Raw genomic sequence first — 25,839 nt, forward strand, 5'->3', positions numbered from 1 at the left:
CGCCGCTTCTGCCGTTAACAGAAGAGAGATCCTCACCCATGTCCTGGCTGTCCAGGTTCAGCCTCGCGCAACGGGCCTTGATCGGGCTGATGTCGATCATCGCGCTCGTCTTCGGGGCGATCGCGATACCCCAGCTCAAGCAGCAGTTGCTGCCCACCATCGAACTGCCCATGGTGTCCGTGCTGGCGCCCTACCAGGGCGCGTCCCCGGACGTGGTCGAGAAGCAGGTCGTCGAGCCCATCGAGGACAACCTCGAAGCCGTCGACGGCATCAGCGGCGTCACCTCCACCGCCAGCGAGGGCAACGCCGTGATCATGGCGTCCTTCGACTACGGCAACGACACCGAGCAGTTGGTCGCCGACGTCCAGCAGGCCGTCAACCGGGCCCGCGTCCAGCTCCCGGACGACGTCGACCCGCAGGTCGTCGCCGGCTCCACGGACGACATCCCGACCGTCGTGCTGGCCGTCACCTCCGGCCGCGACCAGCAGGCGCTGGCCGACCAGCTCGACAAGACGGTCGTGCCGGACCTGAAGAGCATCGACGGCGTCGGTCAGGTCACCGTCGACGGCGTGCGCGACGTCCAGGTCACCGTCACGCCCGACGACGCGAAGCTGGCGCGGGCCGAACTGACCGCCCAGGCGCTCGGCGAGGCCCTGAGGGCGGGCGGCGCGACCGTTCCGGCCGGCTCCTTCGACGAGGACGGCGCCAACCGCACCGTCCAGGTCGGCGGCGGTTTCACCTCCGTCGGGCAGATCAGCGACCTGATGGTCAAGGGCGAGCCGGGCAAGGGCGAGCCGGTGCGCCTCGGCGACGTGGCCACGGTGAAGCAGCAGGAGGCCCCGGCCGACTCCATCACGCGCACCGACGGCAAGCCCAGCCTCGCCGTCGCCGTGACCATGGACCGCGACGGCAGCGCGGTCGCCATCTCCGAGGCCGTCCACGACAAGCTGCCCGGTCTGCGCGAGGACCTCGGCTCCGGCGCGACCCTCACGGTCGTCAGCGACCAGGGCCCGGCCGTGTCGAAGTCCATCGAGGGCCTGACCACCGAGGGCGCGCTCGGTCTGCTCTTCGCCGTCCTGGTGATCCTCGTCTTCCTCGCCTCGGTCCGCTCCACCCTCGTCACCGCGGTGTCCATCCCGCTGTCCGTGGTGCTGGCGCTGATCGTGCTGTGGACGCGCGACCTGTCGCTCAACGTCCTCACCCTGGGCGCCCTGACCATCGCCATCGGCCGGGTCGTCGACGACTCGATCGTGGTCCTGGAGAACATCAAGCGGCACCTCGGCTACGGCGAGGAGCGTCATTCGGCCATCCTCAACGCCGTCCGCGAGGTCGCGGGCGCGGTGACGTCCTCGACGCTGACCACGGTCGCGGTCTTCCTGCCGATCGGCCTGGTCGGCGGCATGGTGGGCGAGCTGTTCGGCTCGTTCAGCCTGACCGTGACGGCCGCCCTGCTGGCGTCCCTGCTCGTCTCCCTGACGGTCGTGCCGGTCCTGTCGTACTGGTTCCTGCGCCCGCCCAAGGGCACGCCCGAGGACGCGGCCGAGGCACGCCGGCTGGCCGAGGAGAAGGAGGCCAGGAGCCGCCTGCAGCGTGTCTACGTGCCTGTCCTGCGCTTCGCCACCCGCCGCCGCCTCACCAGCGTGGCCATCGCGGTCGTGGTGCTGGTCGGCACCTTCGGCATGGCGCCGCTGCTGAAGACCAACTTCTTCGACCAGGGGGAGGTCGAGGTCCTCACCGTCAAGCAGGAGCTGAAGCCCGGCACCAGCCTGACCGCCACCGACGCCCAGGCCAGGAAGGTCGAGCGGCTGCTCGCGGACACCGACGGCGTGAAGGACTACCAGGTCACGATCGGCTCGTCCGGCTTCATGGCCGCCTTCGGCGGCGGCACGGACACCAACCAGGCGTCGTACCAGGTGAGCCTGGAGGACTCCGCGTCCGCCGAGGACGTCCAGGACGACATCGAGAAGGGCCTGGCCGGGCTGAAGGGCATCGGCACCACCACCGTCTCCGCCGGTGACGGCTTCGGCGCCCAGGACCTCAGCGTGGTCGTGAAGGCCGCCGACGCCGGCGTCCTGCGCACGGCGTCCGAGGAGGTCCGCAAGGCCGTCGCCTCGCTCGACGACGTCAGGGACGTCAGCAGCGACCTGTCGCAGAGCGTCCCGCGCATCTCCGTGCAGGCCAACGGCAGGGCGGCCGCGGCCGGTTTCGACGACCAGGCCCTCGGGGCCGTCGTCGCCCAGGCCGTGCGCGGCACCCCGGCGGCCAAGGCCGTCCTGGACGACACCGAGCGCGACGTCGTCATCCGCTCGGCCAAGCCCGCGCGGACCCTGCAGCAGCTCAAGGACCTGCGCCTGGGCGCCTCGGTGAAGCTCGGTGACGTCGCGACGGTGAAGGTGGTCGACGGGCCGGTCTCCATGACCCGGATCGACGGCCAGCGCGCCGCCACCATCACCGCCAAGCCCACCGGCGACAACACCGGCGCGGTCAGCGCCGAGCTGCAGTCGAAGATCGACGCTCTCAAGCTCCCGGAGGGCGCCACCGCGTCCATCGGCGGTGTCTCCGAGGACCAGGACGAGGCGTTCGCCAACCTGGGCCTGGCGATGCTCGCGGCCATCGCGATCGTCTTCATGCTGCTGGTCGGCACCTTCCGGTCGCTGATCCAGCCGCTGATCCTGCTGGTCTCCATCCCGTTCGCGGCCACCGGCGCGATCGGCCTGCTGGTCGCCACCGGAACCCCGATGGGCGTCCCGGCGATGATCGGCATGCTGATGCTGATCGGCATCGTGGTCACCAACGCGATCGTGCTGATCGACCTGATCAACCAGTACCGCAAGCAGGGCCACGGCGTCGTCGAGGCCGTGATCGAGGGCGGCCGGCACCGGCTGCGCCCGATCCTCATGACGGCCCTGGCGACGATCTTCGCCCTGCTGCCCATGGCCCTCGGCATCACCGGCGAGGGCGGCTTCATCGCCCAGCCGCTGGCCGTGGTGGTGATCGGCGGCCTGGTGACGTCCACCCTGCTCACCCTGCTGCTGGTTCCGACGCTGTACGCGATGGTCGAACTGCGCAAGGAACGCCGGGCGAAGAAGCGCGCGGCGAAGAAGGGCCTCACGGACGCCGGCACCGAGGGCGCCGAGAAGGCCGAGCCCGCCAACGCCTGACGGTCCGCTCCCGCGGCGCGGCCGGGCACCCGACCCCTGCGGTCCGGTGCCCGGCCGCCGCCCTGTGCCCTCCCGGGCGCCCGCACGCTGCTCCACCGGCTCGGGCCGGGGGCACGGGGGTCGTCTAAGGGGCCAGGGCGCGGGCCGGGCCGCGAGGTGGCCCTGAAGGTGGCCCTGAAGGTGGTGCACGCCCACCACGCCGCGGACGCGGTGTTCCGTCCGGACCGGCGGCTTTCCGTGCCGGCGCGCGCCGGCCTCCTCCTCTGGGAGACGCCCCCGCGGGCCGCGCGCGACGACGCCGACCGGGGCGCCACCGAGGTGCGGACCCCGACGGCGCCCTGGTCGCCGCCACCCCCGGCGGCACGGTCTTCAGCGTCGGCCCCGCCCGCCTCGGGCGGCAGCCCCACTCCGGGTGACGGCTACGGCAGCGCCAGCATCCGCTCCAGGGCCAGCTTCGCGAACGCCTCGGTCTCCTTGTCCACCTCGATGCGGTTGACGAGGTTTCCCTCGGCCAGGGACTCCAGGGCCCAGACCAGGTGGGGGAGGTCGATGCGGTTCATGGTCGAGCAGAAGCAGACCGTCTTGTCGAGGAAGACGATCTCCTTGCCCTCCGGAGCGAAACGGTTCGCCAGGCGGCGGACCAGGTTCAGCTCGGTGCCGATGGCCCACTTGGAACCGGCCGGGGCGGCCTCCAGGGCCTTGATGATGTACTCCGTCGAGCCGACGTAGTCCGCGGCGGCCACGACCTCGTGCCGGCACTCGGGGTGCACCAGGACGTTCACGCCCGGGATGCGCTCGCGCACGTCGTTCACCGAGTCCAGGCTGAAGCGGCCGTGCACCGAGCAGTGGCCGCGCCAGAGGATCATCTTCGCGCCGCGCAGTTCGTCGGCGGTCAGGCCGCCGTTCGGCCGGTGCGGGTTGTAGACGACGCAGTCGTCCAGGGACATGCCCATGTCCCGCACGGCGGTGTTGCGGCCCAGGTGCTGGTCGGGCAGGAACAGCACCTTCTCGCCCTGCTCGAAGGCCCAGTCCAGGGCGCGCTTGGCGTTGGAGGAGGTGCAGATGGTGCCGCCGTGCTTGCCGGTGAAGGCTTTGATGTCGGCGGAGGAGTTCATGTAGGAGACGGGCACGACCTGCTCGGCGATCCCCGCCTCGGTCAGCACGTCCCAGCACTCGGCGACCTGCTCGGCCGTCGCCATGTCGGCCATCGAGCAGCCGGCGGCCAGGTCGGGCAGCACGACCTTCTGGTCGTCGGAGGTGAGGATGTCCGCGGACTCCGCCATGAAGTGCACACCGCAGAAGACGATGTACTCGGCCTCCGGACGCGCCGCCGCGTCCCGGGCCAGCTTGAAGGAGTCACCCGTCACGTCGGCGAACTGGATGACCTCGTCGCGCTGGTAGTGGTGGCCGAGCACGAAGACCTTGTCCCCGAGCTTCTCCTTCGCCTTGCGGGCGCGCTCCACCAGGTCCGGGTCGGACGGCGAGGGCAGGTCACCGGGACACTCCACGCCGCGCTCGCTCCGCGGGTCGGCCTCACGGCCGAGGAGCAGCAGGGCGAGGGGCGTCGGCTGTACGTCGAGGTCCTGGGTCTGGGCGGTGGTCACCACACGCACCCTTTCTGTTTCTGCGACTTTTCGTCGGTTTGACGCTATCTATCATAAACGCTTCACGTCACTTTGACGATGGCCATAGCGTCTGTGTGACGTGAATCCCGGCCGGTCGCCGTTCATTCCCGGGAAGCCCCGGAAAGAGCCGTTTTCCGCTCCCGGGCGGGTGTGCGAGCATGGCAAGGAGCCGAGATCGAGCGCCCGGTCCCGGAATGAATCCGAGGCCCCGCCGGTTGCAACCGTCGGCAAGCAGTCTCCGTACAACCCGGGAGAGATGTAGATGTCCGTATCGGACGAGACCAGCACCGTCACCGACGGCATCATCCTGACCGACGCCGCCGCGTCCAAGGTCAAGGCGCTGCTCGACCAGGAAGGCCGCGACGACCTCGCGCTGCGCGTCGCCGTCCAGCCCGGCGGCTGCTCCGGCCTGCGTTACCAGCTCTTCTTCGACGAGCGTTCGCTCGACGGCGACGTGGAGAAGGACTTCGGCGGTGTGAAGGTCGTCACCGACCGCATGAGCGCCCCGTACCTGGGTGGTGCCACGATCGACTTCGTCGACACCATCGAGAAGCAGGGCTTCACGATCGACAACCCGAACGCGACGGGTTCCTGCGCCTGCGGCGACTCCTTCAGCTGAGCCGGCCGGCCGCCCCGGCGGCAAGCGGACGCGACGAAGGCGGCGGCCCCCTCCGACGGGGCCGCCGCCTTCGTGGTTCCCGGGCTAGCGCGTGGGCGGAGCGGGCAGCCGCGCGCCCTCCTTGGCCAGCGGCACCGCCTTGCCGTCCGCGTCCACGACCCCGCGCGCACCCAGCGGCTCGTCCAGCTGCACGGTCTTCTGGAACTGCTTGGCGATCATGATGCACACCTTGTCCCGCCACGGGGTCGACGTCACCGTGACCGTCACCTCGTCGCCCTTCTCGGCCGTCTCCACGTCGTAGTCGGCGCACACGCCGCCCGTGAACGTCACCGTCAGCTCCGCGCCCTCGGCCCGGTAGCCGTCCACCTTCACCGCACGCGGCCTGGGCGCCGAGGTCGGCCGCTCCTCCGGCTCGCTCGGCGCGGGCGAGGCCAGGTACCTCGGCTCCACCGCCGGGTACGTCACCGTGAAGGGATCCCGCGCGCCGGGCGCCCGCACCTCGAACAGCCAGGACGGCACCAGCGCCTGACGCCCGTCCACGTGGTGCGCGGCCAGCCCGAACGCCGCGTCCTCGACCGTCACCGTGTCCTTCGCGGGCCCGCCGCCCGACGGCGTGCCGCAGGGCTCCTGAGGGCGGTCCTCCAGCGGAACGGGGGTGGCGCAGCCGCCGGTGCCCGTCCGGTGGTCGCCCTTCGGCTGCCCCTCCATCAGCTCCAGCGCCTTCTCGGCGCCCACCACGGGGTAGGTGTCGCCCTTCACCGGCGTGCGCAGTCGGCCGCTGCCGCCGACGACCTCGCCGTCCGGGCCGACGGTGATCCCGGTCGTCCAGCCGTGCGTGGGCAGGCCGCCGACCCGGGGCTCGGCGTTAACCACCCGCTGGGCGCCCATGACCTGGCTCGCGTCGAGCTTCGCGCCGTCCTGGCCGACCGCCTTCAGTACGGGCGCGGCGGCCTTCTCCGCCTCCGCCTCGCCGACCGGGTCGCCGCCGGCGGCCCGCGGGCCCTTGCAGGTGTCGACGCCCTTGCAGTCGTCGGTGCCCGGTGCGTACCGGCTGAACGTCCAGGCACCGGGCGCCTGCCGGTTCACCTGCAGCGCCGGTCCGGAACCGTCCTGGCCCCCGATCTTCCACGCCTCGCCCTGCGCGACCGGCGTGCCCTCGACTCCGAGCGCCTTCGCCAGCCGGGCCACGTCCTCCTTCGCGACCTCGCCGCCGGCCCGGTACACCGGGGCCTCGCGGGGGCCGTCGGGCAGCTCGCCGTCGACGCGGTAGGTGACGCCGTAGGGGTTGGGCTCACCGGGCGCGATGCCGTTGCCGTCGCCCGGTGCGGACTCGGAGTACCCGTCGAGGGCGAGCGGCGGGGGAGTGCCGTCCCCGCCGGGCGCACCCGGGGCGGCCTTGCCGTCCGTGCCGCCCGACGCGTTCGAGGCGAGCCACGCCCCACCCCCGCCGATCAGCAGCACGGCGGCCGCGACGGAGGCGACGAGCACGGGCGTACGGGACCGGCTGCCGCCGTGCGGGGCCCGGTCCCCGTGACCGCCCAGGGGGGAGACGTCCTGACCCTCGCCGGAGGCGGCCCCCGAGCGTGCTCGCCCGGCCCCGGCAGCATCGATGCGCTCCGCGCTCGCCCCGGCGTCGGCCGCGGACTTCGCGTAGGCCCCGGCATCACGGGTGCGCTCCGCGCTCGCTCCGGCCGCATCGACAGGCTCCGCGCTCGCCCCGGCCGCATCGACAGGCTCCGCGCTCGCTCCGGCCGCATCGACAGGCTCCGGGCTCGTCCCGGTGTCGGCGGCGGACTCCGCGTCGGCCCCGGCGTCACGGGCGTCCGCGCTCGCCCCGGCCACATCGATGCGCTCCGCGCTCGCCCCGGCCGCATCGACAGGCTCCGGGCTCGTCCCGGTGTCGGCCGCGGACTTCGCGTCGGCCCCGGCGTCACGGGCGTCCGCGCTCGCCCGGGCCACATCGATGCGCTCCGCGCTCGCCCCGGCCGCATCGGGGACGCCGGCCGGTGTCGTGCCGGTGGCCGTGGCAGGGCCGCTCGTGTCCGGCTCCTGCGCCCCGGCGCTCCCCGTGGCCCGTGCTGCCCCCGCCTCGGTCGTCTCGCCGGTCCCCGACGACGTCGCGGGCTCGGGGGTCCCGCCCGTCCCGTCGGCCTGGTCCGTCCCGGCCGTCACGGAGTGCCCGGTCCGCCCGGAGACCTCGGAACCCCCGGCACCTTCCGGAGCCCCGGCCGAGCTCGAAGGATCCGGCTTCCCGGACGTCCGGGCGTCGGCGGTGGCGCCCGGTTCCCTCGCGGTGTCGTCGTTCTCGGGTCGCTCGGTGTTCACCGCATCGCTCCTTCGGCTGCACAGCTGTCCCAGGGACCCCTGCCCGGCCGGATCGGGGCCGCCGGTGGGTCGTATCCCGTCTCCCCTTTACGGGGGACGGCGATGGGACGCAGCGGGGGAGCTCGCGGTTCCCGTGCGTGCGCCGTTCAGTCGCCGTAGTCCGACATCGCGTCGAGCAGACGCGCCGACGCGACGGGCACCCGCACCCCGTGGATCCGGGCCGGGGAGACCGGCCGGGAGGCGTCCCGCTCGGGGGCCGCCCAGTGCGGAGCCATCCGCGCCCCCTCACCCGGCAGCGACGCCAGATCGCCTTCGATGTCGACCGGAGCGGTGGTCTGGAGCTCGAGGTTCGTCATGACGGCACCGTATGCACGGCCCGGTCCACGAAGAAAGATCTACTATCGGGTAGTTTCGTTGCCTTCAGAGCGGCCACGCCCACCCGATAGCGTGAGACGTCAAGGTCCGCCTCCCCCAGGAGATTCCACGCCGTGCGCATCGCAGTCACCGGCTCCATCGCCACCGACCACCTCATGACCTTCCCCGGCCGCTTCGCCGACCAGCTCGTAGCGGACCAGCTGCACACGGTCTCGCTGTCGTTCCTGGTCGACAAGCTGGACGTCCGCCGCGGCGGCGTCGCCGCGAACATCGCCTTCGGCATGGGACAGCTGGGCACCCGGCCGATCCTGGTCGGCGCCGCGGGCGCGGACTTCGACGAGTACCGGGCCTGGCTGGAGCGGCACGGCGTCGACACCGACTCCGTCCGCATCTCCGACACGCTGCACACCGCCCGCTTCGTGTGCACCACCGACGCCGACCACAACCAGATCGGCTCCTTCTACACCGGCGCCATGAGCGAGGCCCGGCTCATCGAGCTCAAGACGGTCGCCGACCGGGTCGGCGGCCTCGACCTGGTCTCCATCGGCGCCGACGACCCGGAGGCGATGCTCCGCCACACCGAGGAGTGCCGCACGCGGAACATCCCGTTCGCCGCGGACTTCTCCCAGCAGATCGCCCGCATGGACGGCGAGGAGATCCGCATCCTGCTGGACGGGGCGACCTACCTCTTCTCCAACGAGTACGAGAAGGGCCTCATCGAGACCAAGACCGGCTGGACGGACGCCGAGATCCTGGCCCGGGTCGGCCACCGGGTGACCACCCTCGGCGCGCGGGGCGTGCGCATCGAGCGGGCCGGCGAAGACCCCGTCGAGGTCGGCACGCCGGACGAGGAGCGCAAGGCCGACCCGACGGGCGTCGGCGACGCCTTCCGCGCCGGGTTCCTCTCCGGCCTGGCCTGGGGCGTCTCCCTGGAGCGGGCCGCGCAGGTCGGGTGCATGCTGGCGACCCTCGTCATCGAGACGGTCGGGACGCAGGAGTACCAGTTGCGGCGCGGCCACTTCATGGAGCGGTTCACCAAGGCGTACGGGGACGAGGCCGCGGAAGAGGTCCGGGGGCACCTGGGCTGACCGCCGTCGGCCGCGGGTGCGTGGCGGCTGCGGGGCCGGCCGCGCACCCGCGGCGGCGGCCACAGCGGCACGCCCCCGCGCACCCGCGGCAGCCGCACGGCGACACGCCCCCGCGCCCCCGGGCGACTCAGGTCGCCCGGCGGATCAGGTACGCCGTTCCCCGCTCCGCCGGTTCCTCGCCCACGTACTCCTGGTTCCTCATCTCGCACCACGCCGGGATGTCCAGGCGGGCCGCCTCGTCGTCCGACAGGACCCGGACCAGTCCCCCCACGGGCACGTCACCGATGACCCCGGCGAGTTCGATGACCGGGATCGGGCACCTCTTGCCCAGGGAGTCCACGACGAGCACGTCCTCCCGCACCACCGTCTCCGAAACCGGCGCCCCCAGCTGCTCCCGGACCGCCGTCACCGCCCCGGGCAGCACCTCCAGGAACCTCTCCACATCCTCCTCGGCCGCCCCCATCGGCAGCGAAACCCGCACATTTCCCTCACTCAGCACGCCCATGGCCCGCAGGACGTGGCTGGGGGTCAGGGTGCTGCTCGTGCAGGACGATCCGGACGAGACGGAGAAATCGGCCCGGTCCAGCTCGTGCAGCAGGGCCTCGCCGTCGACGTAGAGGCAGGAGAAGGTGACGACCCCGGGCAGGCGCCGCACCGGGTCGCCGACCACCTCGGCGTCGGGCACCAGCCGCGGCACCCGGGTCCGGATCCGGTCCGTCAGCTCCCGCAGCCGCCGCGCCTCATGGGCGGCCTCGGCCCGTACGGCGCGCAGCGACGCGGCCGCCGCCACGACGGCCGGGATGTTCTCGAAGCCGGGCGCCCGCCCCGACTCCCGCTCGTCCGACGGACCTTGCGCCGCGAAGCGCACCCCCTTGCGCACCACGAGCAGCCCGACCCCGGACGGCCCGCCCCACTTGTGCGCACTGCCCGTCAGCAGCGACCAGTCCCCGTCCACCGGCCCCCAGCCGAGCGACTGCGCCGCGTCCACCAGCAACGGCACCCCGGCCTCCCGGCACAGCCGGGCCACCTCCCCGACCGGCTGCTCGGTGCCCACCTCGTGGTTGGCCGACTGAAGACACGCCAGGGCCGTGTCGGGGCGCAGGGCTTCGGCGTAGGCGGCGGGGTCCACCGCCCCGTGCCGGTCCACCGGTACCTGGCTGACCGAACCGCCCTGCGCCTGGTGCAGTTCGGCCGAATGGAGGACCGAGGAGTGTTCGACCGCTGACACGATCAGGTGGCGTCCGGCCCGGCGCCGTCCGGCCAGCGCGCCCGCGATCCCCGCGTGCACGGCACGCGTCCCGGACGAGGTGAACACCAGCTCGTCCGGCCGGCACCCCACCGCCTCGGCGGCGGCCTCGCGCGCCGCGTCGAGCAGCAGCCGTGCCCGCCGCCCCTCCCGGTACAACCGCGCGGGATCGGCCCACCCCTCGTCCAGGGAGGCCAGCAGGGCCTGCCGGGCAACAGGATGAAGGGGAGCACCGGAAGCAGCATCGAAGTAACCCACACCGCAACGCTAGAACGCCCGGCACCCGGACGTCCCTCGGGGGCGCGGGGAACTGCACGAGAAGCCACGACGACGGCCGCACCCGCCAATCAAGCGAACACCCCACCCCACTAGGCCCCCCTCCCGGAGAACCCCCGAAGGGCGTCGGCTAGGGTTTGGTCCGCATAAACATCCAAACCCCTGCCCGACGCAGGGCGGCGACCGACCAGCGAGAAGGCCAGGCCGCAGCCGATCCGCGCGGGCGAGACTCTCGGGAAGGCGCTACGTGAGTCCCAACGGCTCCGACCGCTCGCCGCGGCGCCCGATGCGGCGGAAGCTGCTGCAGGCACTGACCGCGGGCCTGGTCTTGGCGACGGCCACCGGTTGCTCGTACAACTGGGAAGACTTCCCCCGCCTTGGTATGCCCACCCCGACCACGGAAGAGGCTCCGCGGATCCTCTCCCTGTGGCAGGGGTCCTGGGCGGCTGCGCTCGCCGTCGGCGTGCTGGTGTGGGGTCTGATCCTGTGGAGTGCTTTCTTCCACCGGCGCAGCCGCACCAAGGTCGAGGTACCTCCGCAGACCCGGTACAACATGCCCATCGAGGCGCTGTACACCGTGGTCCCGCTCATCATCGTCTCGGTGCTGTTCTACTTCACCGCCCGCGACGAGTCCGAGCTCCTCAGCCTCAAGAAGAAGCCCGACGTCACGGTCAACGTGGTCGGCTTCCAGTGGAGCTGGTGCTTCAACTACATCGAGCCCGTCTCCGGCACCTCCGGTGACGCGAAGACCTCCAAGGACCTGGACGCGATCCCGGACCGGTTCAAGAAGGACTTCCCGGCCAACGCCGGCGGCACCTACGACTGCGGTACCCCGGGCACCCGGAACCCGCAGACGAACAACCCGGGTCCGACGCTCTGGCTCCCCGAGGGCAAGAGGGTCCGCTTCATCCTGACCTCCCGTGACGTCATCCACTCCTTCTGGGTGGTGCCGTTCCTGATGAAGCAGGACGTCATCCCGGGCCACACCAACGCCTTCGAGGTGACCCCCAACAGGGAGGGCACCTTCCTCGGCAAGTGCGCCGAGCTCTGCGGCGTCGACCACTCGCGGATGCTGTTCAACGTGAAGGTCGTCTCCCCCGAGCGCTACGAGCAGCACCTCAAGGACCTCGTGAAGAAGGGGCAGACCGGTTACGTCCCGTCCGGCATCGAGCAGGCGGGCCACGAGAAGAACCGGGAGTCGAACGTACTGTGAGCATCCTGAATGACCCCAAGGGTGCCGCGGCAGCTGGGTCCCACTACGAGGACGAGCAGCCGGTCCGGCGCCAGAACCGCGGCAGTGTCGTGGTCAAGTGGCTGACGACGACGGACCACAAGACGATCGGCACGCTGTACCTGGCGACGTCCTTCGTGTTCTTCGTCATCGGTGGCGTGATGGCGCTGTTCATGCGCGCCGAGCTCGCCCGGCCCGGTCTGCAGATCATGTCGAACGAGCAGTTCAACCAGGCGTTCACGATGCACGGCACGATCATGCTGCTGATGTTCGCGACGCCGCTGTTCGCGGGCTTCGCGAACTGGATCATGCCGCTGCAGATCGGCGCGCCGGACGTGGCGTTCCCGCGGCTGAACATGTTCGCCTACTGGCTGTACCTGTTCGGCTCGCTCATCGCGGTGGGCGGTTTCCTCACCCCCCAGGGTGCGGCCGACTTCGGCTGGTTCGCCTACAGCCCGCTGTCGGACGCGGTGCGCTCGCCCGGCATCGGCGCCGACATGTGGATCATGGGTCTGGCCTTCTCCGGCTTCGGCACCATCCTCGGCTCGGTCAACTTCATCACCACGATCATCTGCATGCGCGCGCCCGGCATGACGATGTTCCGCATGCCGATCTTCACCTGGAACGTGCTGCTGACCGGTGTGCTGGTCCTGCTGGCCTTCCCGGTGCTGGCCGCGGCCCTGTTCGCCCTGGAGGCGGACCGCAAGTTCGGCGCCCACATCTTCGACTCCGCCAACGGCGGCGCCCTGCTGTGGCAGCACCTCTTCTGGTTCTTCGGCCATCCAGAGGTGTACATCATCGCGTTGCCGTTCTTCGGCATCATCAGTGAGGTCATCCCGGTCTTCTCCCGCAAGCCGATGTTCGGTTACACGGGTCTGATCGGCGCGACCATCGCGATCGCGGGTCTGTCCGTGACGGTGTGGGCTCACCACATGTACGTCACCGGCGGTGTGCTGCTGCCGTTCTTCTCCTTCATGACCTTCCTGATCGCGGTCCCGACCGGTGTGAAGTTCTTCAACTGGATCGGCACCATGTGGAAGGGCTCGCTGTCCTTCGAGACGCCGATGCTCTGGGCCACCGGCTTCCTGATCACCTTCACCTTCGGTGGTCTGACCGGTGTCATCCTGGCCTCGCCGCCGATGGACTTCCACGTCTCCGACTCCTACTTCGTGGTGGCCCACTTCCACTACGTCGTCTTCGGCACCGTGGTGTTCGCGATGTTCTCCGGCTTCCACTTCTGGTGGCCGAAGTGGACCGGCAAGATGCTGGACGAGCGCCTGGGCAAGATCACCTTCTGGACGCTGTTCATCGGCTTCCACGGCACGTTCCTGGTGCAGCACTGGCTGGGCGCCGAGGGCATGCCGCGCCGGTACGCCGACTACCTGGCGGCCGACGGCTTCACCGCGCTGAACACGATCTCGACGATCAGCTCGTTCCTGCTCGGCATGTCGATCCTGCCGTTCTTCTACAACGTCTGGAAGACGGCCAAGTACGGCAAGCCGGTCGGCGTCGACGACCCGTGGGGCTACGGCCGCTCCCTGGAGTGGGCCACCTCCTGCCCGCCGCCGCGGCACAACTTCCTCACCATGCCGCGGATCCGCAGCGAATCCCCGGCGTTCGACCTGCACCACCCGGAGATCGCAGCTCTCGACCAGCTCGAGAACGTGGGCCACGGCGACAAGGCCCTCGCTGGCGGCAAGGAGGCCGGCAAGTGAAGATCCAGGGCAAGATGTTCATGTGGCTGAGCGCCTTCGTGCTCGTCATGGCGGTCGTCTACGGCTTCTGGTCGAAGGAGCCCGCCGGCACCACGGCCCTCTTCCTGGCGTTCGGCCTGTGCATCATGATCGGCTTCTACCTCGGCTTCACGGCCAAGCGGGTGGACGTCGGCGCGCAGGACAACAAGGAGGCGGACGTCGCGGACGACGCCGGCGAGGTCGGGTTCTTCAGCCCGCACAGCTGGCAGCCGCTCTTCCTGGGCATCGGCGGCGCCTTCGCCTTCCTGGCGGTCGCCGTCGGCTGGTGGCTGATGTACTTCTCGCTGCCGATCATCCTGATCGCCGTCTGGGGCTGGGTCTTCGAGTACTACCGCGGTGAGAACCGCACCCAGTAAGCAGGACGCACCGAGCGCCGCAGGGGCCCGGACACTCCGTGAGGAGCGTCCGGGCCCCTGCTCTCGTGTCCGCCGTCCGCCGCAATGCATGTCACTCGTACGAGTCGTCCGGCGTGCCGCGGTTGACGTCGCTTCCTAGCGTGAGGCCATGAGCCACACAGCGAACTCCCGCCCCGTCGTCAGCTGCGCGATGCTGGTGATAGCCCTCTGTGCGGGCGTCACCGCCTGCGGCTCGGACGGCGACCCGCTCTCCGCCCGCCCCTACGACGCGGCGGACCAGATCTCCTTCAACGCCCCCACCGGGGGCAGCAGGAAGGCCGACCCGGACAAGCCCCTCGAAGTGGCCGCCGAGGACTCCGGCGGGCGCATCACCGACGTGACGGCCTACGACGCCTCAGGGCGCTACGTGGCGGGCGAACTCGCCGCCGACGGACGCCGCTGGCACAGCACCTCCCCGCTGGCCGCCGACGCCGGCTACACGGTCCGGGTGAGCACCGAGAACGAGGACGGGGCACCCGGCCGCAAGGTGATCACGTTCACCACCGGCAGGCCCACCGCCAAGAAGCGCCTGGACGTCGCCTTCGGCCCGGAGAAGGGCACCTACGGCGTCGGCCAGCCCGTCACGGCCGAGCTGAGCCAGCCCGTGAAGGACCCCGCCCAGCGGGCCGTCGTGGAGCGCGCCCTCAAGGTCACGTCCATACCCGCCACCGAGGGCGCCTGGCACTGGGTGGACGACAAGAAGCTCCACTACCGCCCCAGGGAGTACTGGCCCGCCCACGCCACCGTCCAGGTCCGCAGCAACCTGGAGGGCATCAAGGTCGGCGACCGCATGTGGGGCGGCAAGTCCGAGCCGCTGACCCTCACCACCGGCGACAAGCTGGTGGCCGTCACGGACGCCGCGGCCCACCGGATGACCGTCTACAGGAACGACGAGGTCATCCGCGAGATACCCGTCACCACGGGCATGCCCGGCTACGACACCCGCAACGGCGTCAAGGTCGTCCTCGCCAAGGAGGGCACCGTCCGCATGACCAGCGCCAGCATCGGCGCCGCGGACTTCTACGACCTGATCGTGCACCACTCGGTCCGGGTCACCAACAGCGGCGAGTACGTCCACGCCGCCCCCTGGTCGGTCGGCTCCCAGGGCTTCGCCAACGTCAGCCACGGCTGCACCGGCATGAGCACCGAGAACGCCGCCTGGTTCTACGACACCGTCCGCGAGGGCGACATCGTCGAGGTGGTCAACTCCGGCGGCGACACGATGGCCCCGTTCGGCAACGGCTACGGCGACTGGAACCTCGACTGGGCGAAGTGGCGCACCGGCAGCGCCCTGGCCGCAGGCGCGTCCGACGGGCCCACGCAGGCCGACACGGCCCGCCTGACGCCGCAGAGCGTGTGACCGGCGGGTGCCGCAGCTCCTAGGCGTGCAGAGCCGCCTTCTCCCGCAGCAGGGACGCCAGCGCGGAGGCGAACTCCACCGGATCCACCGGCAGCGCCACCGCCGCCTCCGCGCGGCTCCACGTCGCCAGCCACGCGTCCTGCGGCCGGGCGATCAGCAGCAGCACCGGCGGGCAGTCGAAGATCTCGTCCTTGATCTGCCGGCAGACGCCCATGCCCCCCATGGGCACGGCCTCGCCGTCCAGGACGCAGACGTCGATCCCGCCCTTGTCCAGCGCCTTCACCACCGCCGCGGGGGTCGCGCACTCCACGAACTCCACCACGGGCACGTCGGGCGCCGGCCGCCGTCCGGTGGCGAGCCGTACCTGCTCGCGGGTGTGGGAGTCGTCGCTGTAGACCAGCACCGTGGCGGTCGGCTGCATTGTTCCTCCGTGACGTCAGCGTCGTAAGGACAGGCCCGTTGGGCCGGATGCTACTCCCTTGAACACCACGTCAACACCGGTACGAACGGTGAAGACACTCCGAACGGCACCCCCCGGAGTGAGGGCGGGATAAGCGACCGACATAATGTCGGTCGTGGCGACAGCAACGACAGTAGAAACCGGGCACGCGCACCCGTCGGTCAACCGGCCGAACCTCACCAGCGTCGGAACCATCATCTGGCTGAGTTCCGAGCTGATGTTCTTCGCGGCCCTCTTCGCGATGTACTTCACCCTGCGATCGGTGACCGGTCCTGACTTCTGGCAGGAGAAGGCCGATGCCCTGAACTTCCCGTTCTCGGCGACGAACACCACGATCCTGGTGCTCTCCTCGCTCACCTGCCAGCTCGGCGTCTTCGCCGCCGAGCGCGGTGACGTGAAGAAGCTCCGGATGTGGTTCATCGTCACCTTCGTGATGGGTGCGATCTTCATCGGCGGTCAGGTCTTCGAGTACACCGAGCTGGTCAAGCACGAGGGCCTGTCCCTCTCGTCCGACCCGTACGGCTCGGTGTTCTACCTGACCACCGGTTTCCACGGCCTGCACGTGACAGGCGGTCTCATCGCCTTCCTGCTGGTCCTGGGCCGGACCTACGCGGCCCGGAGGTTCACCCACGAGCAGGCGACCGCTGCGATCGTCGTGTCCTACTACTGGCACTTCGTCGATGTCGTCTGGATCGGCCTCTTCGCCACGATCTACATGATCAAGTAGCAGGGCCCCCAACCGCGCGTGCTCGACGAAGCGCGCATCCCAGAAGCATCGACGCAGAAGATCCTGACACCGGGGTAATCCGTGAAAAAGCTCTCCGCACGACGACGCCACCCGTTGGCGGCGCTCGTGGTCCTACTCCTCGCGCTGGCATGCACCGGGGGGCTGTACGCCGTGTTCGCACCCGCGGACAAGGCGCAGGCCGACGAAACCGCCCAGTCCCTCACCATCGAGGAGGGCAAGAAGCTCTACGCCGTCGGCTGCGCCAGTTGCCACGGCACCGGCGGTCAGGGCACCTCCGACGGGCCGAGCCTGGTGGGTGTGGGCGCCGCGGCCGTCGACTTCCAGGTGGGTACGGGCCGTATGCCGGCCGCCACCTCCCAGGGCCCCCAGGTCCCGGAGAAGAAGAACATCTACTCGCAGGCCGAGATCGACCAGCTCGCGGCGTACATCGCCTCGCTGGGCGCCGGTCCGTCCGTTCCGACGGAGGAGCAGTACGGCCCCGAGGGTGCCGACATCGCCAAGGGCGGTGAGCTGTTCCGCACCAACTGCGCGCAGTGCCACAACTTCACCGGCAAGGGCGGCGCGCTCACGCACGGCAAGTACGCGCCGAACCTTGAGGGCGTCACCCCGAAGCACATCTACGAGGCCATGCAGACCGGCCCGCAGAACATGCCGTCCTTCCCCGACACGACGCTGTCGGAGAAGAACAAGAAGGACATCATCGCGTACCTCGACGCGGTCAACGGCGAAGAGAGCGAGAGCTTCGGCGGCCTGGAACTGGGCGGCATCGGCCCGGTGGCCGAGGGCTTGTTCGGCTGGGTCTTCGGTCTCGGCGGCCTGATCGCCGTCGCCGTATGGGTCGCCGCTCGGACCGCAAAGGCCAAGAAGTCATGAGTAGCCAAGACATTCCAGAAGAGAACCTGCCTGCCGCGCAGTCCGCAGGACACGACGAGCACGGCGTGGTGAGCGTCGCGGACGAGAAGCACCCGTTCGCCGACCCGGGCCTGCCGCCCCACGAGCACCGGATCCAGGACGTCGACGAGCGGGCCGCCAAGCGGTCCGAGCGGTCGGTCGCCCTGATGTTCACGGTGTCGATGCTGGCGACCATCGCCTTCATCGCCTCGTTCGTGGCGATCCCGGTCGACAAGACGGTGTACATCTTCCCGCTGGGCCACATCAGCGCGCTGAACTTCGCGCTGGGCCTCACGCTCGGCATCGCGCTGTTCTGCATCGGCGCGGGCGCGGTCCACTGGGCCCGCACGCTGATGTCGGACGTGGAGATCGCCGACGAGCGGCACCCGATCGAGGCGGCGCCCGAGGTCCGCGAGAAGGTCTTCGCCGACTTCAAGCAGGGCGCCAAGGAGTCCGCGCTCGGCCGCCGCAAGCTGATCCGCAACACCATGCTCGGCGCGCTGACGCTGGTGCCGCTCTCCGGTGTCGTGCTGCTGCGCGACCTCGGCCCGCTGCCCGGCGAGAAGCTCCGCCACACGCTGTGGTCCAAGGGCAAGCTGCTCGTCAACATGAACACCAACGAGCCGCTGCGTCCCTCCGACGTCACGGTCGGTTCGCTGACCTTCGCCAAGCCCGAGGGCCTGGAGGAGCACGACCACTCCTTCCAGAACGAGATCGCCAAGGCCGCCCTGATGATCGTCCGGATCCAGCCGGAGAACATCAAGGACAAGCGCGAGCTCGAGTGGTCGCACGAGGGCATCGTCGCGTACTCGAAGATCTGCACCCACGTCGGCTGCCCGATCTCCCTGTACGAGCAGCAGACGCACCACGTGCTCTGCCCCTGCCACCAGTCCACCTTCGACCTCTCCGACGGTGCCCGAGTGATCTTCGGCCCCGCCGGTCACGCCCTGCCGCAGCTCCGCATCGGCGTGAACGACGAGGGCTACCTCGAGGCGCTCGGCGACTTCGAAGAGCCCGTCGGCCCTGCTTTCTGGGAGCGCGGATGAGCACTGCACAGACACGCCGCAAGGCACCCGCCGGAGAGCGGGTCGCCGACTGGGCCGACGGCCGCCTGGGGATCTACTCCCTGGCCAAGGCCAACATGCGCAAGATCTTCCCGGACCACTGGTCCTTCATGCTGGGTGAGATCTGCCTCTACAGCTTCATCATCATCATCCTGACGGGTGTGTACCTGACGCTGTTCTTCCACCCGTCGATGAACGAGGTGGAGTACCACGGCAGTTACGTCCCGCTGCAGGGGCAGCTGATGTCGGAGGCGTTCGCCTCCACGCTGGAGATCAGCTTCGACGTCCGGGGCGGTCTGCTCATCCGGCAGATCCACCACTGGGCGGCGATCATCTTCCTCGCCGGCATGTTCGTGCACATGATGCGCGTCTTCTTCACCGGCGCGTTCCGCAAGCCGCGCGAGGTCAACTGGCTGTTCGGCTTCCTGCTGCTCGTCCTCGGCATGTTCACCGGGTTCACCGGCTACTCGCTCCCGGACGACCTGCTCTCCGGCACCGGTGTCCGCTTCACGCAGGGCGCGATCCTGTCCGTGCCGATCGTCGGCACGTACATCTCGATGTTCCTGTTCGGCGGGGAGTTCCCGGGCACCGACTTCGTCGCCCGGTTCTACTCGATCCACATCCTGCTGCTGCCGGGCATCATGCTCGGGCTCGTGGTCGCCCACCTGATCCTGGTCTTCTACCACAAGCACACGCAGTTCGCGGGTCCCGGCCGGACCAACAAGAACGTCGTCGGCATGCCGCTGCTGCCGGTCTACATGGCCAAGGCCGGAGGCTTCTTCTTCCTGGTCTTCGGTGTCATCGCGGCCATCGCCGGCATCGCGACCGTCAACCCGATCTGGGTCCTGGGCCCCTACCGTGCCGACCAGGTGTCGACCGGTGCCCAGCCCGACTGGTACATGGGCTTCGCCGAGGGCCTGGTCCGCGCCATGCCGGGCTGGGAGATCAACTTCTGGGGTCACACGCTCGTCCTGGGCGTGTTCATCCCGCTGGTCCTCTTCGGCCTGTTCCTCGCGATCATCGCCCTGTACCCGTTCATCGAGTCCTGGGTCACCGGGGACAAGCGCGAGCACCACATCCTGGACCGCCCGCGCAACGCCCCGACGCGCACGGCCGTCGGTGTCGCGTGGATCACCGGCTACGTGATCATGCTGATCGGTGGTGGCAACGACATCGTCGCCACCCACTTCCACCTGTCGATCAACGCGGTCACCTGGTTCGTCCGGATCGGGTTCTTCCTCGGCCCGGTCATCGCCTTCGTCATCACCAAGCGCATCTGCCTCGGCCTGCAGCGCCGGGACAAGGACAAGGTGCTGCACGGCCGCGAGTCGGGCATCATCAAGCGCCTGCCGCACGGTGAGTTCATCGAGGTGCACGAGCCGCTCAGCCAGGAGCAGATGTACACGCTCACGGCGCACGAGCAGTACAAGCCGGTCGAGCTCGGCCCGACGGTCGACGAGAACGGCGTCGAGCGCAAGGTGAAGGGTTCCGAGAAGCTGCGCGCCAAGCTCAGCGACGCCTACTACGGCGACGGCTCCCAGATCCCGAAGCCCACCGTCGAGGAGTACCGGGAGATCACGAGCGGCCACGGCCACCACTGATCACTGCTTCGCCACGCCACTCGAAGGGCCCCGTCCGGTGTTCGGACGGGGCCCTTCGCCCTGTCCGGGGCTGGATAGGGTGGACGCGTCGAGACATTCCGTCCCGCAGTGCGGGACACCTGACCCTGGAGCGGCTTATGAGCGCTGTGACCCCCGCTGGAGGCGACACCGCGGCGGGCCGCTCCTGGCCCGCGCTGTTGAACGGCCTGCTGCAGGGCCGGGACCTGACCGCCGACGACACCGCGTGGGCGATGGATCTGATCATGCGCGGCGAGGCCACGGACGCGCAGATCGCCGGGTTCGTGGTGGCGCTGCGCGCCAAGGGCGAGACCGTCGAGGAGATCTCCGGTTTCGTCCGGGCGATGTACGAGCACGCCAACGTGATCGAGGTGCCCGGGCCGGCCGTCGACATCGTCGGAACCGGCGGCGACGGGGCGAAGACCGTCAACATCTCCACCATGTCGGCCATCGTCATCGCCGGCACGGGCGCCAAGGTCGTCAAGCACGGCAACCGCGCCGCCTCGTCGGCCTCCGGGGCCTCGGACGTCCTGGAGAAGCTCGGCGTCAACCTGGAGCTGCCGACGCACCGGGTGGCGGGCGTGGCCGAGGAGGCCGGGATCACCTTCTGCTTCGCCGCGAAGTTCCACCCGTCGATGCGCTACGCGGGCGCGGCGCGTGCCCAGTTGGGCATCCGCACGATCTTCAACGTCCTGGGCCCGCTGACCAACCCCGCCAAGGTCCGCGCCCAGGCCGTCGGCGTGGCCGACCCGCGGATGGCGCCGATCGTCGCGGGCGTCTTCGCGGGGCGCGGCCACTCGTCCCTGGTCTTCCGGGGTGACGACGGCCTCGACGAGCTGACCACCACCTCCACCTCCCGGGTGTGGATCGTCCGGGACGGCACGGTGACGGAGGAGTCCTTCGACCCGCGGGACGTCGGGATCGACCTGGTCCCGGTCGAGGCCCTGCGCGGCGCGGACGCCTCCTACAACGCCGAGGTCGCCCGCCGCCTCCTGGACGGCGAGACGGGCCCGGTGCGGGACGCCGTCCTGCTGAATTCGGCGGCGGCCCTGGTGGCGCTGGACCCGGGCACGGGGACGCTGACCGAGCAGATCGGCGCCGGCATGGCGAAGGCGGCCGAGTCGATCGACTCGGGGGCCGCCAAGCGCACCCTGGAGCGCTGGGTGGCCGCGACCAACGCCTAGGGTCTGTCCGACGAGCGGCGTCCCGCGATCCGGACCCGGGTTGCGGGGCGCCGATCTTTTCGCGTACGTTCCTGGACAGGTCATGAGTGACAGTCATGAGGCCCCGGCCGACTGTCCGGCAACCCTCCGTCCGTGGCGGGGTGCCCCGGGTGAAGACCGGGCCGCAGGCAGCGAGGTCTGCGGCAAGCGCGGACCCCTCGCGATACCAGGGGTCCTGGTCGTCGAGGAGTTTTCCGTGAGTCAGCGAATGCGATAGGGCCGCAGAGCCCCGCCTCCGCATCCCCTTCCTCCTTCACCCCCGCCGGGAGCCCCTCGGGGCCCGCGGGTGGTTCCGCCTGATCTCACGGGAGTTCACCATGTCCGTCTCCACCGTTGCCGCTGACCAGTCCGTTCGCACCCCGCTGCCCGTTCTGGGCCGGGATGTCACCGTGCCGCTGGTGACCGGCGGAGAGGTCACCTACGCCGCGCTCGACTACGCGGCCAGCGCCCCGGCGCTCCAGCGGGTCTGGGACGACGTCGCCGCCTACGCGCCCTACTACGGCAGCGTCCACCGCGGCGCCGGATACCTGTCCCAGCTGTCCACCGACCTGTTCGAGAACGCCCGGCACACCGTCGCGGAGTTCCTCGGCTGCCGGGACGGCGACCAGGTGGTGTTCACCCGGTCCACCACCGACTCCCTGAACCTGCTCGCCGCCGCCCTGCCGGACGACTGCCGCGTCTTCGTGTTCGAGACCGAGCACCACGCCTCCCTGCTTCCCTGGCGCGACGCCCGGGTCACCTTCCTCGACGCGCCGAGGAGCCACCGCGAGGCCGTCGAGACGCTGGAACGGGCCCTGGCCGACCGCGACCCCCACGGCCCCGCCCTGGTGTGCGTCACCGGCGCCTCCAACGTCACCGGTGAGCTGTGGCCCGTACGGGAACTCGCGGCGGCCGCGCACGCCCACGGGGCGCGGATCGTGCTGGACGCCGCCCAGCTGGCCCCGCACCACCCCGTGTCCGTCGCGGACCTCGACGTCGACTGGGTCGCCTTCTCCGGGCACAAGCTGTACGCGCCCTTCGGCTCCGGCGTGCTGGCCGGGCGGTCCGACTGGCTGCGCGCGGCCGAGCCGTACCTCGCGGGCGGCGGCGCCTCGCGCAAGGTCACGCGCCGGGAGGACGGGGGCGTCGACGTGGAGTGGCACGACGGCGCCGCCCGCCACGAGGCCGGCTCCCCGAACGTTATCGGTGCCTACTCCATCGCCTCCGCCTGCAGGGCCCTCACCGAGGCGGGCTTCGACACGCTGGTCGCCCGGGAGCGCCACCTCGTCGAGAAGGTGACGGCGGGCCTCGCCGGCGTGCCGGAGGTCCGGATCCTGACCCTCTTCGGCGACGACGCCCCGCGCGTCGGCGTCATCTCCTTCGTGGTGGACGGCTGGAACAGCTCCCACTTCGCCGCCGCGCTCTCCGCCGAGTACGGCATCGGCGTACGGGACGGCCTGTTCTGCGCGCACCCGCTGGTGCGCACGCTGCTCGGCGGCGACGCGCGGCAGCAGGGCGAGTGCGGGGCGCCGGAGGCCGCGCCGGGGGAGAAGTCGCTCAACGCCGTCCGGGTCAGCTTCGGCGCGGGCACGCCGGACGAGCACGTGGAGCGGTTCGTGCGGGCCGTGCGGGAGCTGGTGACCGACGGGGCGAAGTGGAACTACCGCACGGAGGACGGCCGTTGCGTGCCGGACACCTCGGCGTGAGGGCCGCCGGCCGCGAGCGGCGGTAGCCGGGAGCCCAGCACGATCATGCGCAGGGCCCGTTCCGTGGCGTCCGTGAGCAGTTCGCTCCCGCGCAGCAGCGCCTCCGCCAGGTCCATCGGGCCGGGCAGGATGCCGTGGCAGGCGTCCACGCCCGGGACCTCGTGCGCGCCCTCGCCGAGGGTGCCCGCCAGGGCGAGGACCGGGCGGCCGTACCGCTTGGCCCGGCGGGCCACCTCGGCCGGGACCTTGCCGCGGGGCGTCTGGTGGTCCAGCGCGCCCTCGGCGGTGACCACCAGGTCGGCGCGGGCGAGCCGGGCGTCCAGGTCGAGATGGCCCAGCAGCACCTCGAAGCGGGGCAGGAGCCGGGCGCCCAGAGCGGCGAGACCGGCGCCCAGTCCGCCGGAGGCGCCCGTGCCCGGCCCGTGGCGCAGGTCGGTGCCGGGCCGGGCGGCGTCCCGGGTGAGGACGGACGCCCAGTTCTCCAGGGCCCCGGACAACTGCTCCACCTGCGCGGGCGTCGCGCCCTTCTGCGGTCCGAAGACCCGGGCGACGCCCCGCTCGCCGCACAGTACGTTGAACGGGTTGCAGGCGACGAGCAGTTCGACCCGGCCCAGGCGCGGGTCCGTACCGGACAGGTCGACGCGGTGCAGCCGTGTCAGCGCCCGGCCGCCCCGCGGCAGTTCCCGGCCCTGCCGGTCCAGCAGCCGGGCCCCGAGCGCCTGCAGCGCGCCCGCGCCCCCGTCGCTGGTGCCGGAGTCCCCGCAGCCGACGAGGATGCGCCGGACGCCCGTGCCGAGCGCGGCGCGGATCAGTTCGCCGACGCCGTAGGTCGTGGTGGCGCCCGGGTCGCGCCGGTCCCGGGGGACCAGGCAGAGGCCGGCCACCGCGGCCATCTCCACCACCGCGGTGCGGCCGTCGCCCAGGAGGGCGAAGTGGGCGGGGACCTCCTGCCCGGCCGGGCCGGTCGCGGGCAGGGCGACGATCCTGCCGCCGGTGGCGGCGGCCAGGGCGCGGGCGGTTCCCTCACCGCCGTCGACCAGCGGCACGAGGTCGAGTTCCGCACCGGGCAGGACCCGGCGCACACCGGCGGCGATGGCGTCGGCCGCGGCCTCGGCGGACAGCGACTCCTTGAAACCACTGGGGGCCACGACGACTCGGGTGGGCATGCGGGTCTCCTTCACGGGGCGGAGCAGCGGGCTCATCGGGTGACGGACACGCCGAGCAGCGGCCACACCGCGACGGCGAAGAGCAGGACCAGCGCGGCGGTCAGCGGTGCGAGGACCGCGGACAGCCGCAGCAGGTCACGCGGGGTGTAGACCGGAGTGCCGGGGAGCTGCGCGAACAGCGCGACCGGCTTGGCCGAGGCGGGCAGGGTGTGGCAGAAGCCCGCGGCGGCGGTGGAGGCGAGCGCGGCGGCGACCGGGTTGACGCCGGCCCCGGCGGAGGCGGCCACGACCAGCGGCACCAGCACCGAGGAACGGGCCGACCGGGACTGCAGGACCAGGTGGGCGCCCGTGCTGACGGCGATGACGACGGCGAGGAACAGCATCGGGGACGTACCCGCCGGCAGCCCGGACACCAGCCACCGGGCCGCTCCGGAGTCGGCGAGCGCGACGCCCATCGCCATCGTCGCCGCCATGAACAGCAGCAACGACCAGGGCACGGTCTTCAGCGCGTCCTTCAGCCGGACGGTGCCCAGGGCGGGCGAGGCGGCGACGACCGCGCCGGTCAGCGCGACCAGGGCGGGCGGCACCCGGTGCAGCGGCTCGCTGCACCACAGCAGGACCACGGTGGCCAGCAGCAGGGCGCAGCGCTTCTCGGCCTGGCTCCAGGGCCCGGTGACCGGCTGCTCGCTGTGCTCCTGGATCCGCTCGGGCGTGATCCGCACCGGCCCGCGGCGGTCCGTGCGCCGGGTCGTGGTCAGCAGGACCAGTTCCGCCGCCAGGTGGGAGGAGGCCACGGCCAGGGGCAACCCGAGCAGCAGCCACTGGGTGAAGCCGATGTGCTGCCCGGTCGTCTCCCACAGCACCGACACGGTGATCAGATGCGCTCCCGCCCCGATCAGGGTCGCCACCGCCGACAGCAGGATCACGGTCGGGAACAGCAGTGCCAGCATCACGACCAGTCGCTTCCGGTCGGCCAGGACCCGGGCGAGGGCGAGGAACACCGGCAGCGCGAGCGCGGCCCGGCCGGAGGTGGCGGGCACGGCGAACGCCGTCACGACCAGGGCGGCCGTCGTCAGGTGCACCAGCTGCCGCACCGTCCGCGCCCCGCTGACCAGGAACACCGCGGCCCGCCCGGCGAGGCCGGTCCGGCCGACCGCGGCCGCGAGCACGAACGCGCAGATCAGCAGCCAGACCGTGGCGTCACCGAGGGTGCCGAAGAGGGTGTCGCTGCTGATCACCCCCGTCACGGTGAGCGCGAGTCCGGCGCCGAGCGCGATGTAGGTGTCGTCGATCGGGGTCCCGATCCATGCGCAGGTCGCCAGAGCGAACACGGCGAGTGTGAAGCGGGCGTCACCGCCGAGCGCCGGGGCGTTCGAGGGGACCGCGAGCAGCGCGCACAGGGACAGAGCCACGCACAGGGCGGTGGTGGAGCGCAGATTCAGGGCCACGGCATCGAGGTTCGGCGGGGGCGGTGAGCCACCCATGAGCCCTGCATGAAGGAGTTCTCACGTGCCCTCGGGAAGGGCGT

Annotated in this window: 20 protein-coding genes and 1 riboswitch; of the genes, 13 read left to right on the top strand and 7 right to left on the bottom strand. The window is 71.1% G+C overall.

Translation table 11 applies throughout. The features are described 5' to 3' along the window. The first annotated feature begins 38 nt into the window (after positions 1-38). Entirely contained in the window at positions 39-3,161 is a 3,123-nt protein-coding gene (locus Q5694_RS06450; RefSeq protein WP_333931079.1) for an efflux RND transporter permease subunit, read from the top strand. A gap of 419 nt (positions 3,162-3,580) precedes the next feature. Here the strand turns inward: Q5694_RS06450 and nadA are convergent, their stop codons facing one another. After that, positions 3,581-4,765 carry a quinolinate synthase NadA gene (nadA, locus tag Q5694_RS06455; RefSeq protein WP_333931080.1) on the bottom strand — a complete coding sequence of 395 codons (1,185 nt, stop codon included), beginning with the start codon at positions 4,763-4,765 and terminating at the stop codon, positions 3,581-3,583. A 283-nt stretch (positions 4,766-5,048) separates the two neighbouring features. Between nadA and Q5694_RS06460 the strand changes: the two genes are divergently transcribed. Further along, complete coding sequence (locus tag Q5694_RS06460) at positions 5,049-5,405, top strand: HesB/IscA family protein (RefSeq protein WP_010037217.1); 357 nt, start codon at positions 5,049-5,051, stop codon at positions 5,403-5,405. A gap of 84 nt (positions 5,406-5,489) precedes the next feature. Here Q5694_RS06460 and Q5694_RS06465 read toward each other — a convergent pair whose 3' ends face one another. Further along, complete coding sequence (locus tag Q5694_RS06465; RefSeq protein ID WP_443040821.1) at positions 5,490-7,730, bottom strand: hypothetical protein; 2,241 nt, start codon at positions 7,728-7,730, stop codon at positions 5,490-5,492. A gap of 146 nt (positions 7,731-7,876) precedes the next feature. Next, the gene (locus Q5694_RS06470; protein WP_333931081.1) at positions 7,877-8,086 is read right to left on the bottom strand and encodes a hypothetical protein; all 210 of its coding nucleotides are present in this window, start codon (positions 8,084-8,086) and stop codon (positions 7,877-7,879) included. Positions 8,087-8,218: 132 nt separating this feature from the next. On the opposite strand from Q5694_RS06470, the gene Q5694_RS06475 reads away from it, so the two are divergent. After that, positions 8,219-9,193: a carbohydrate kinase family protein gene (locus Q5694_RS06475; RefSeq protein WP_333931082.1), complete on the top strand. Its 975-nt coding sequence runs from the start codon at positions 8,219-8,221 to the stop codon at positions 9,191-9,193. Between the two features lie 127 nt (positions 9,194-9,320). On the opposite strand, the gene Q5694_RS06480 is transcribed toward Q5694_RS06475, so the two are convergent. Further along, the gene (locus tag Q5694_RS06480) at positions 9,321-10,697 is read right to left on the bottom strand and encodes a cysteine desulfurase/sulfurtransferase TusA family protein (RefSeq protein WP_333931083.1); all 1,377 of its coding nucleotides are present in this window, start codon (positions 10,695-10,697) and stop codon (positions 9,321-9,323) included. Between the two features lie 265 nt (positions 10,698-10,962). Here Q5694_RS06480 and ctaC point away from each other — a divergent pair, with 265 nt between their 5' ends. The 4 genes from ctaC (at position 10,963) to Q5694_RS06500 (ending at position 15,455) form a co-directional block, all read left to right on the top strand. Continuing rightward, a complete protein-coding gene (ctaC, locus tag Q5694_RS06485) occupies positions 10,963-11,928 on the top strand; it encodes an aa3-type cytochrome oxidase subunit II (protein ID WP_333931084.1) in 966 nt (321 codons plus the stop codon). After that, positions 11,925-13,661 (top strand): aa3-type cytochrome oxidase subunit I, encoded by a 1,737-nt coding sequence (ctaD, locus tag Q5694_RS06490; protein ID WP_333931085.1) that lies wholly within the window; start codon positions 11,925-11,927, stop codon positions 13,659-13,661. Before ctaC ends, ctaD begins: the two co-directional genes overlap by 4 nt. Beyond that, the gene (locus Q5694_RS06495; protein WP_333931086.1) at positions 13,658-14,056 is read left to right on the top strand and encodes a cytochrome c oxidase subunit 4; all 399 of its coding nucleotides are present in this window, start codon (positions 13,658-13,660) and stop codon (positions 14,054-14,056) included. Before ctaD ends, Q5694_RS06495 begins: the two co-directional genes overlap by 4 nt. Before the next feature lie 148 nt (positions 14,057-14,204). Beyond that, positions 14,205-15,455 (top strand): L,D-transpeptidase, encoded by a 1,251-nt coding sequence (locus Q5694_RS06500; protein WP_333931087.1) that lies wholly within the window; start codon positions 14,205-14,207, stop codon positions 15,453-15,455. A gap of 19 nt (positions 15,456-15,474) precedes the next feature. Here the strand turns inward: Q5694_RS06500 and Q5694_RS06505 are convergent, their stop codons facing one another. Continuing rightward, complete coding sequence (locus Q5694_RS06505) at positions 15,475-15,876, bottom strand: hypothetical protein (protein WP_333931088.1); 402 nt, start codon at positions 15,874-15,876, stop codon at positions 15,475-15,477. 145 nt (positions 15,877-16,021) lie between these two features. Between Q5694_RS06505 and ctaE the strand changes: the two genes are divergently transcribed. The 6 genes from ctaE to Q5694_RS06535 all read left to right on the top strand — a co-directional run bounded on the left by ctaE (position 16,022) and on the right by Q5694_RS06535 (position 23,145). Then, on the top strand, positions 16,022-16,642 hold the full coding sequence (gene ctaE, locus Q5694_RS06510; RefSeq protein WP_333931090.1) for an aa3-type cytochrome oxidase subunit III: 621 nt from the start codon (positions 16,022-16,024) through the stop codon (positions 16,640-16,642). An 81-nt stretch (positions 16,643-16,723) separates the two neighbouring features. Beyond that, the gene (gene qcrC, locus Q5694_RS06515; protein WP_333931091.1) at positions 16,724-17,536 is read left to right on the top strand and encodes a cytochrome bc1 complex diheme cytochrome c subunit; all 813 of its coding nucleotides are present in this window, start codon (positions 16,724-16,726) and stop codon (positions 17,534-17,536) included. Next, positions 17,533-18,600, top strand: a complete 1,068-nt coding sequence (gene qcrA / locus Q5694_RS06520; protein WP_333931092.1) for a cytochrome bc1 complex Rieske iron-sulfur subunit — start codon at positions 17,533-17,535, stop codon at positions 18,598-18,600. The genes qcrC and qcrA overlap by 4 nt, the downstream gene beginning before the upstream one ends. Then, positions 18,597-20,219, top strand: coding sequence for a cytochrome bc1 complex cytochrome b subunit (gene qcrB, locus Q5694_RS06525; protein WP_333931093.1), 1,623 nt, complete (start codon positions 18,597-18,599; stop codon positions 20,217-20,219). Before qcrA ends, qcrB begins: the two co-directional genes overlap by 4 nt. 137 nt (positions 20,220-20,356) lie before the next feature. Continuing rightward, positions 20,357-21,421 carry an anthranilate phosphoribosyltransferase gene (trpD, locus tag Q5694_RS06530; RefSeq protein WP_333931094.1) on the top strand — a complete coding sequence of 355 codons (1,065 nt, stop codon included), beginning with the start codon at positions 20,357-20,359 and terminating at the stop codon, positions 21,419-21,421. A 78-nt stretch (positions 21,422-21,499) separates the two neighbouring features. Beyond that, positions 21,500-21,616: riboswitch (SAM riboswitch) on the top strand. A 161-nt stretch (positions 21,617-21,777) separates the two neighbouring features. Further along, the gene (locus Q5694_RS06535; RefSeq protein ID WP_333931095.1) at positions 21,778-23,145 is read left to right on the top strand and encodes an aminotransferase class V-fold PLP-dependent enzyme; all 1,368 of its coding nucleotides are present in this window, start codon (positions 21,778-21,780) and stop codon (positions 23,143-23,145) included. On the opposite strand, the gene Q5694_RS06540 is transcribed toward Q5694_RS06535, so the two are convergent. Together Q5694_RS06540 and Q5694_RS06545 are read right to left on the bottom strand one after the other, a co-directional pair. After that, positions 23,100-24,311 carry a glycerate kinase family protein gene (locus Q5694_RS06540; protein WP_333931096.1) on the bottom strand — a complete coding sequence of 404 codons (1,212 nt, stop codon included), beginning with the start codon at positions 24,309-24,311 and terminating at the stop codon, positions 23,100-23,102. The two genes, Q5694_RS06535 and Q5694_RS06540, sit on opposite strands and share 46 nt — an antisense overlap. Positions 24,312-24,343: 32 nt before the next feature. Beyond that, a complete protein-coding gene (locus tag Q5694_RS06545; RefSeq protein WP_333931097.1) occupies positions 24,344-25,759 on the bottom strand; it encodes an SLC13 family permease in 1,416 nt (471 codons plus the stop codon). Between the last annotated feature and the right edge of the window lie 80 nt (positions 25,760-25,839).

The sequence above is a fragment of the Streptomyces sp. AHA2 genome, assembly GCF_036857595.1.
Classification (GTDB): Bacteria; Actinomycetota; Actinomycetes; order Streptomycetales; family Streptomycetaceae; genus Streptomyces.

Coding starts and splice junctions, on each gene's coding strand:
- Q5694_RS06450 (WP_333931079.1), top strand. CDS start 39: ATGTCCTGGCTGTCCAGGTTCAGCCTCGCGCAACGGGCCTTGATCGGG.
- Q5694_RS06460 (WP_010037217.1), top strand. CDS start 5,049: ATGTCCGTATCGGACGAGACCAGCACCGTCACCGACGGCATCATCCTG.
- Q5694_RS06470 (WP_333931081.1), bottom strand. CDS start 8,086: ATGACGAACCTCGAGCTCCAGACCACCGCTCCGGTCGACATCGAAGGC.
- Q5694_RS06500 (WP_333931087.1), top strand. CDS start 14,205: ATGAGCCACACAGCGAACTCCCGCCCCGTCGTCAGCTGCGCGATGCTG.
- Q5694_RS06505 (WP_333931088.1), bottom strand. CDS start 15,876: ATGCAGCCGACCGCCACGGTGCTGGTCTACAGCGACGACTCCCACACC.
- ctaE (WP_333931090.1), top strand. CDS start 16,022: ATGTCGGTCGTGGCGACAGCAACGACAGTAGAAACCGGGCACGCGCAC.
- qcrA (WP_333931092.1), top strand. CDS start 17,533: ATGAGTAGCCAAGACATTCCAGAAGAGAACCTGCCTGCCGCGCAGTCC.
- qcrB (WP_333931093.1), top strand. CDS start 18,597: ATGAGCACTGCACAGACACGCCGCAAGGCACCCGCCGGAGAGCGGGTC.
- trpD (WP_333931094.1), top strand. CDS start 20,357: ATGAGCGCTGTGACCCCCGCTGGAGGCGACACCGCGGCGGGCCGCTCC.
- Q5694_RS06535 (WP_333931095.1), top strand. CDS start 21,778: ATGTCCGTCTCCACCGTTGCCGCTGACCAGTCCGTTCGCACCCCGCTG.
- Q5694_RS06540 (WP_333931096.1), bottom strand. CDS start 24,311: ATGCCCACCCGAGTCGTCGTGGCCCCCAGTGGTTTCAAGGAGTCGCTG.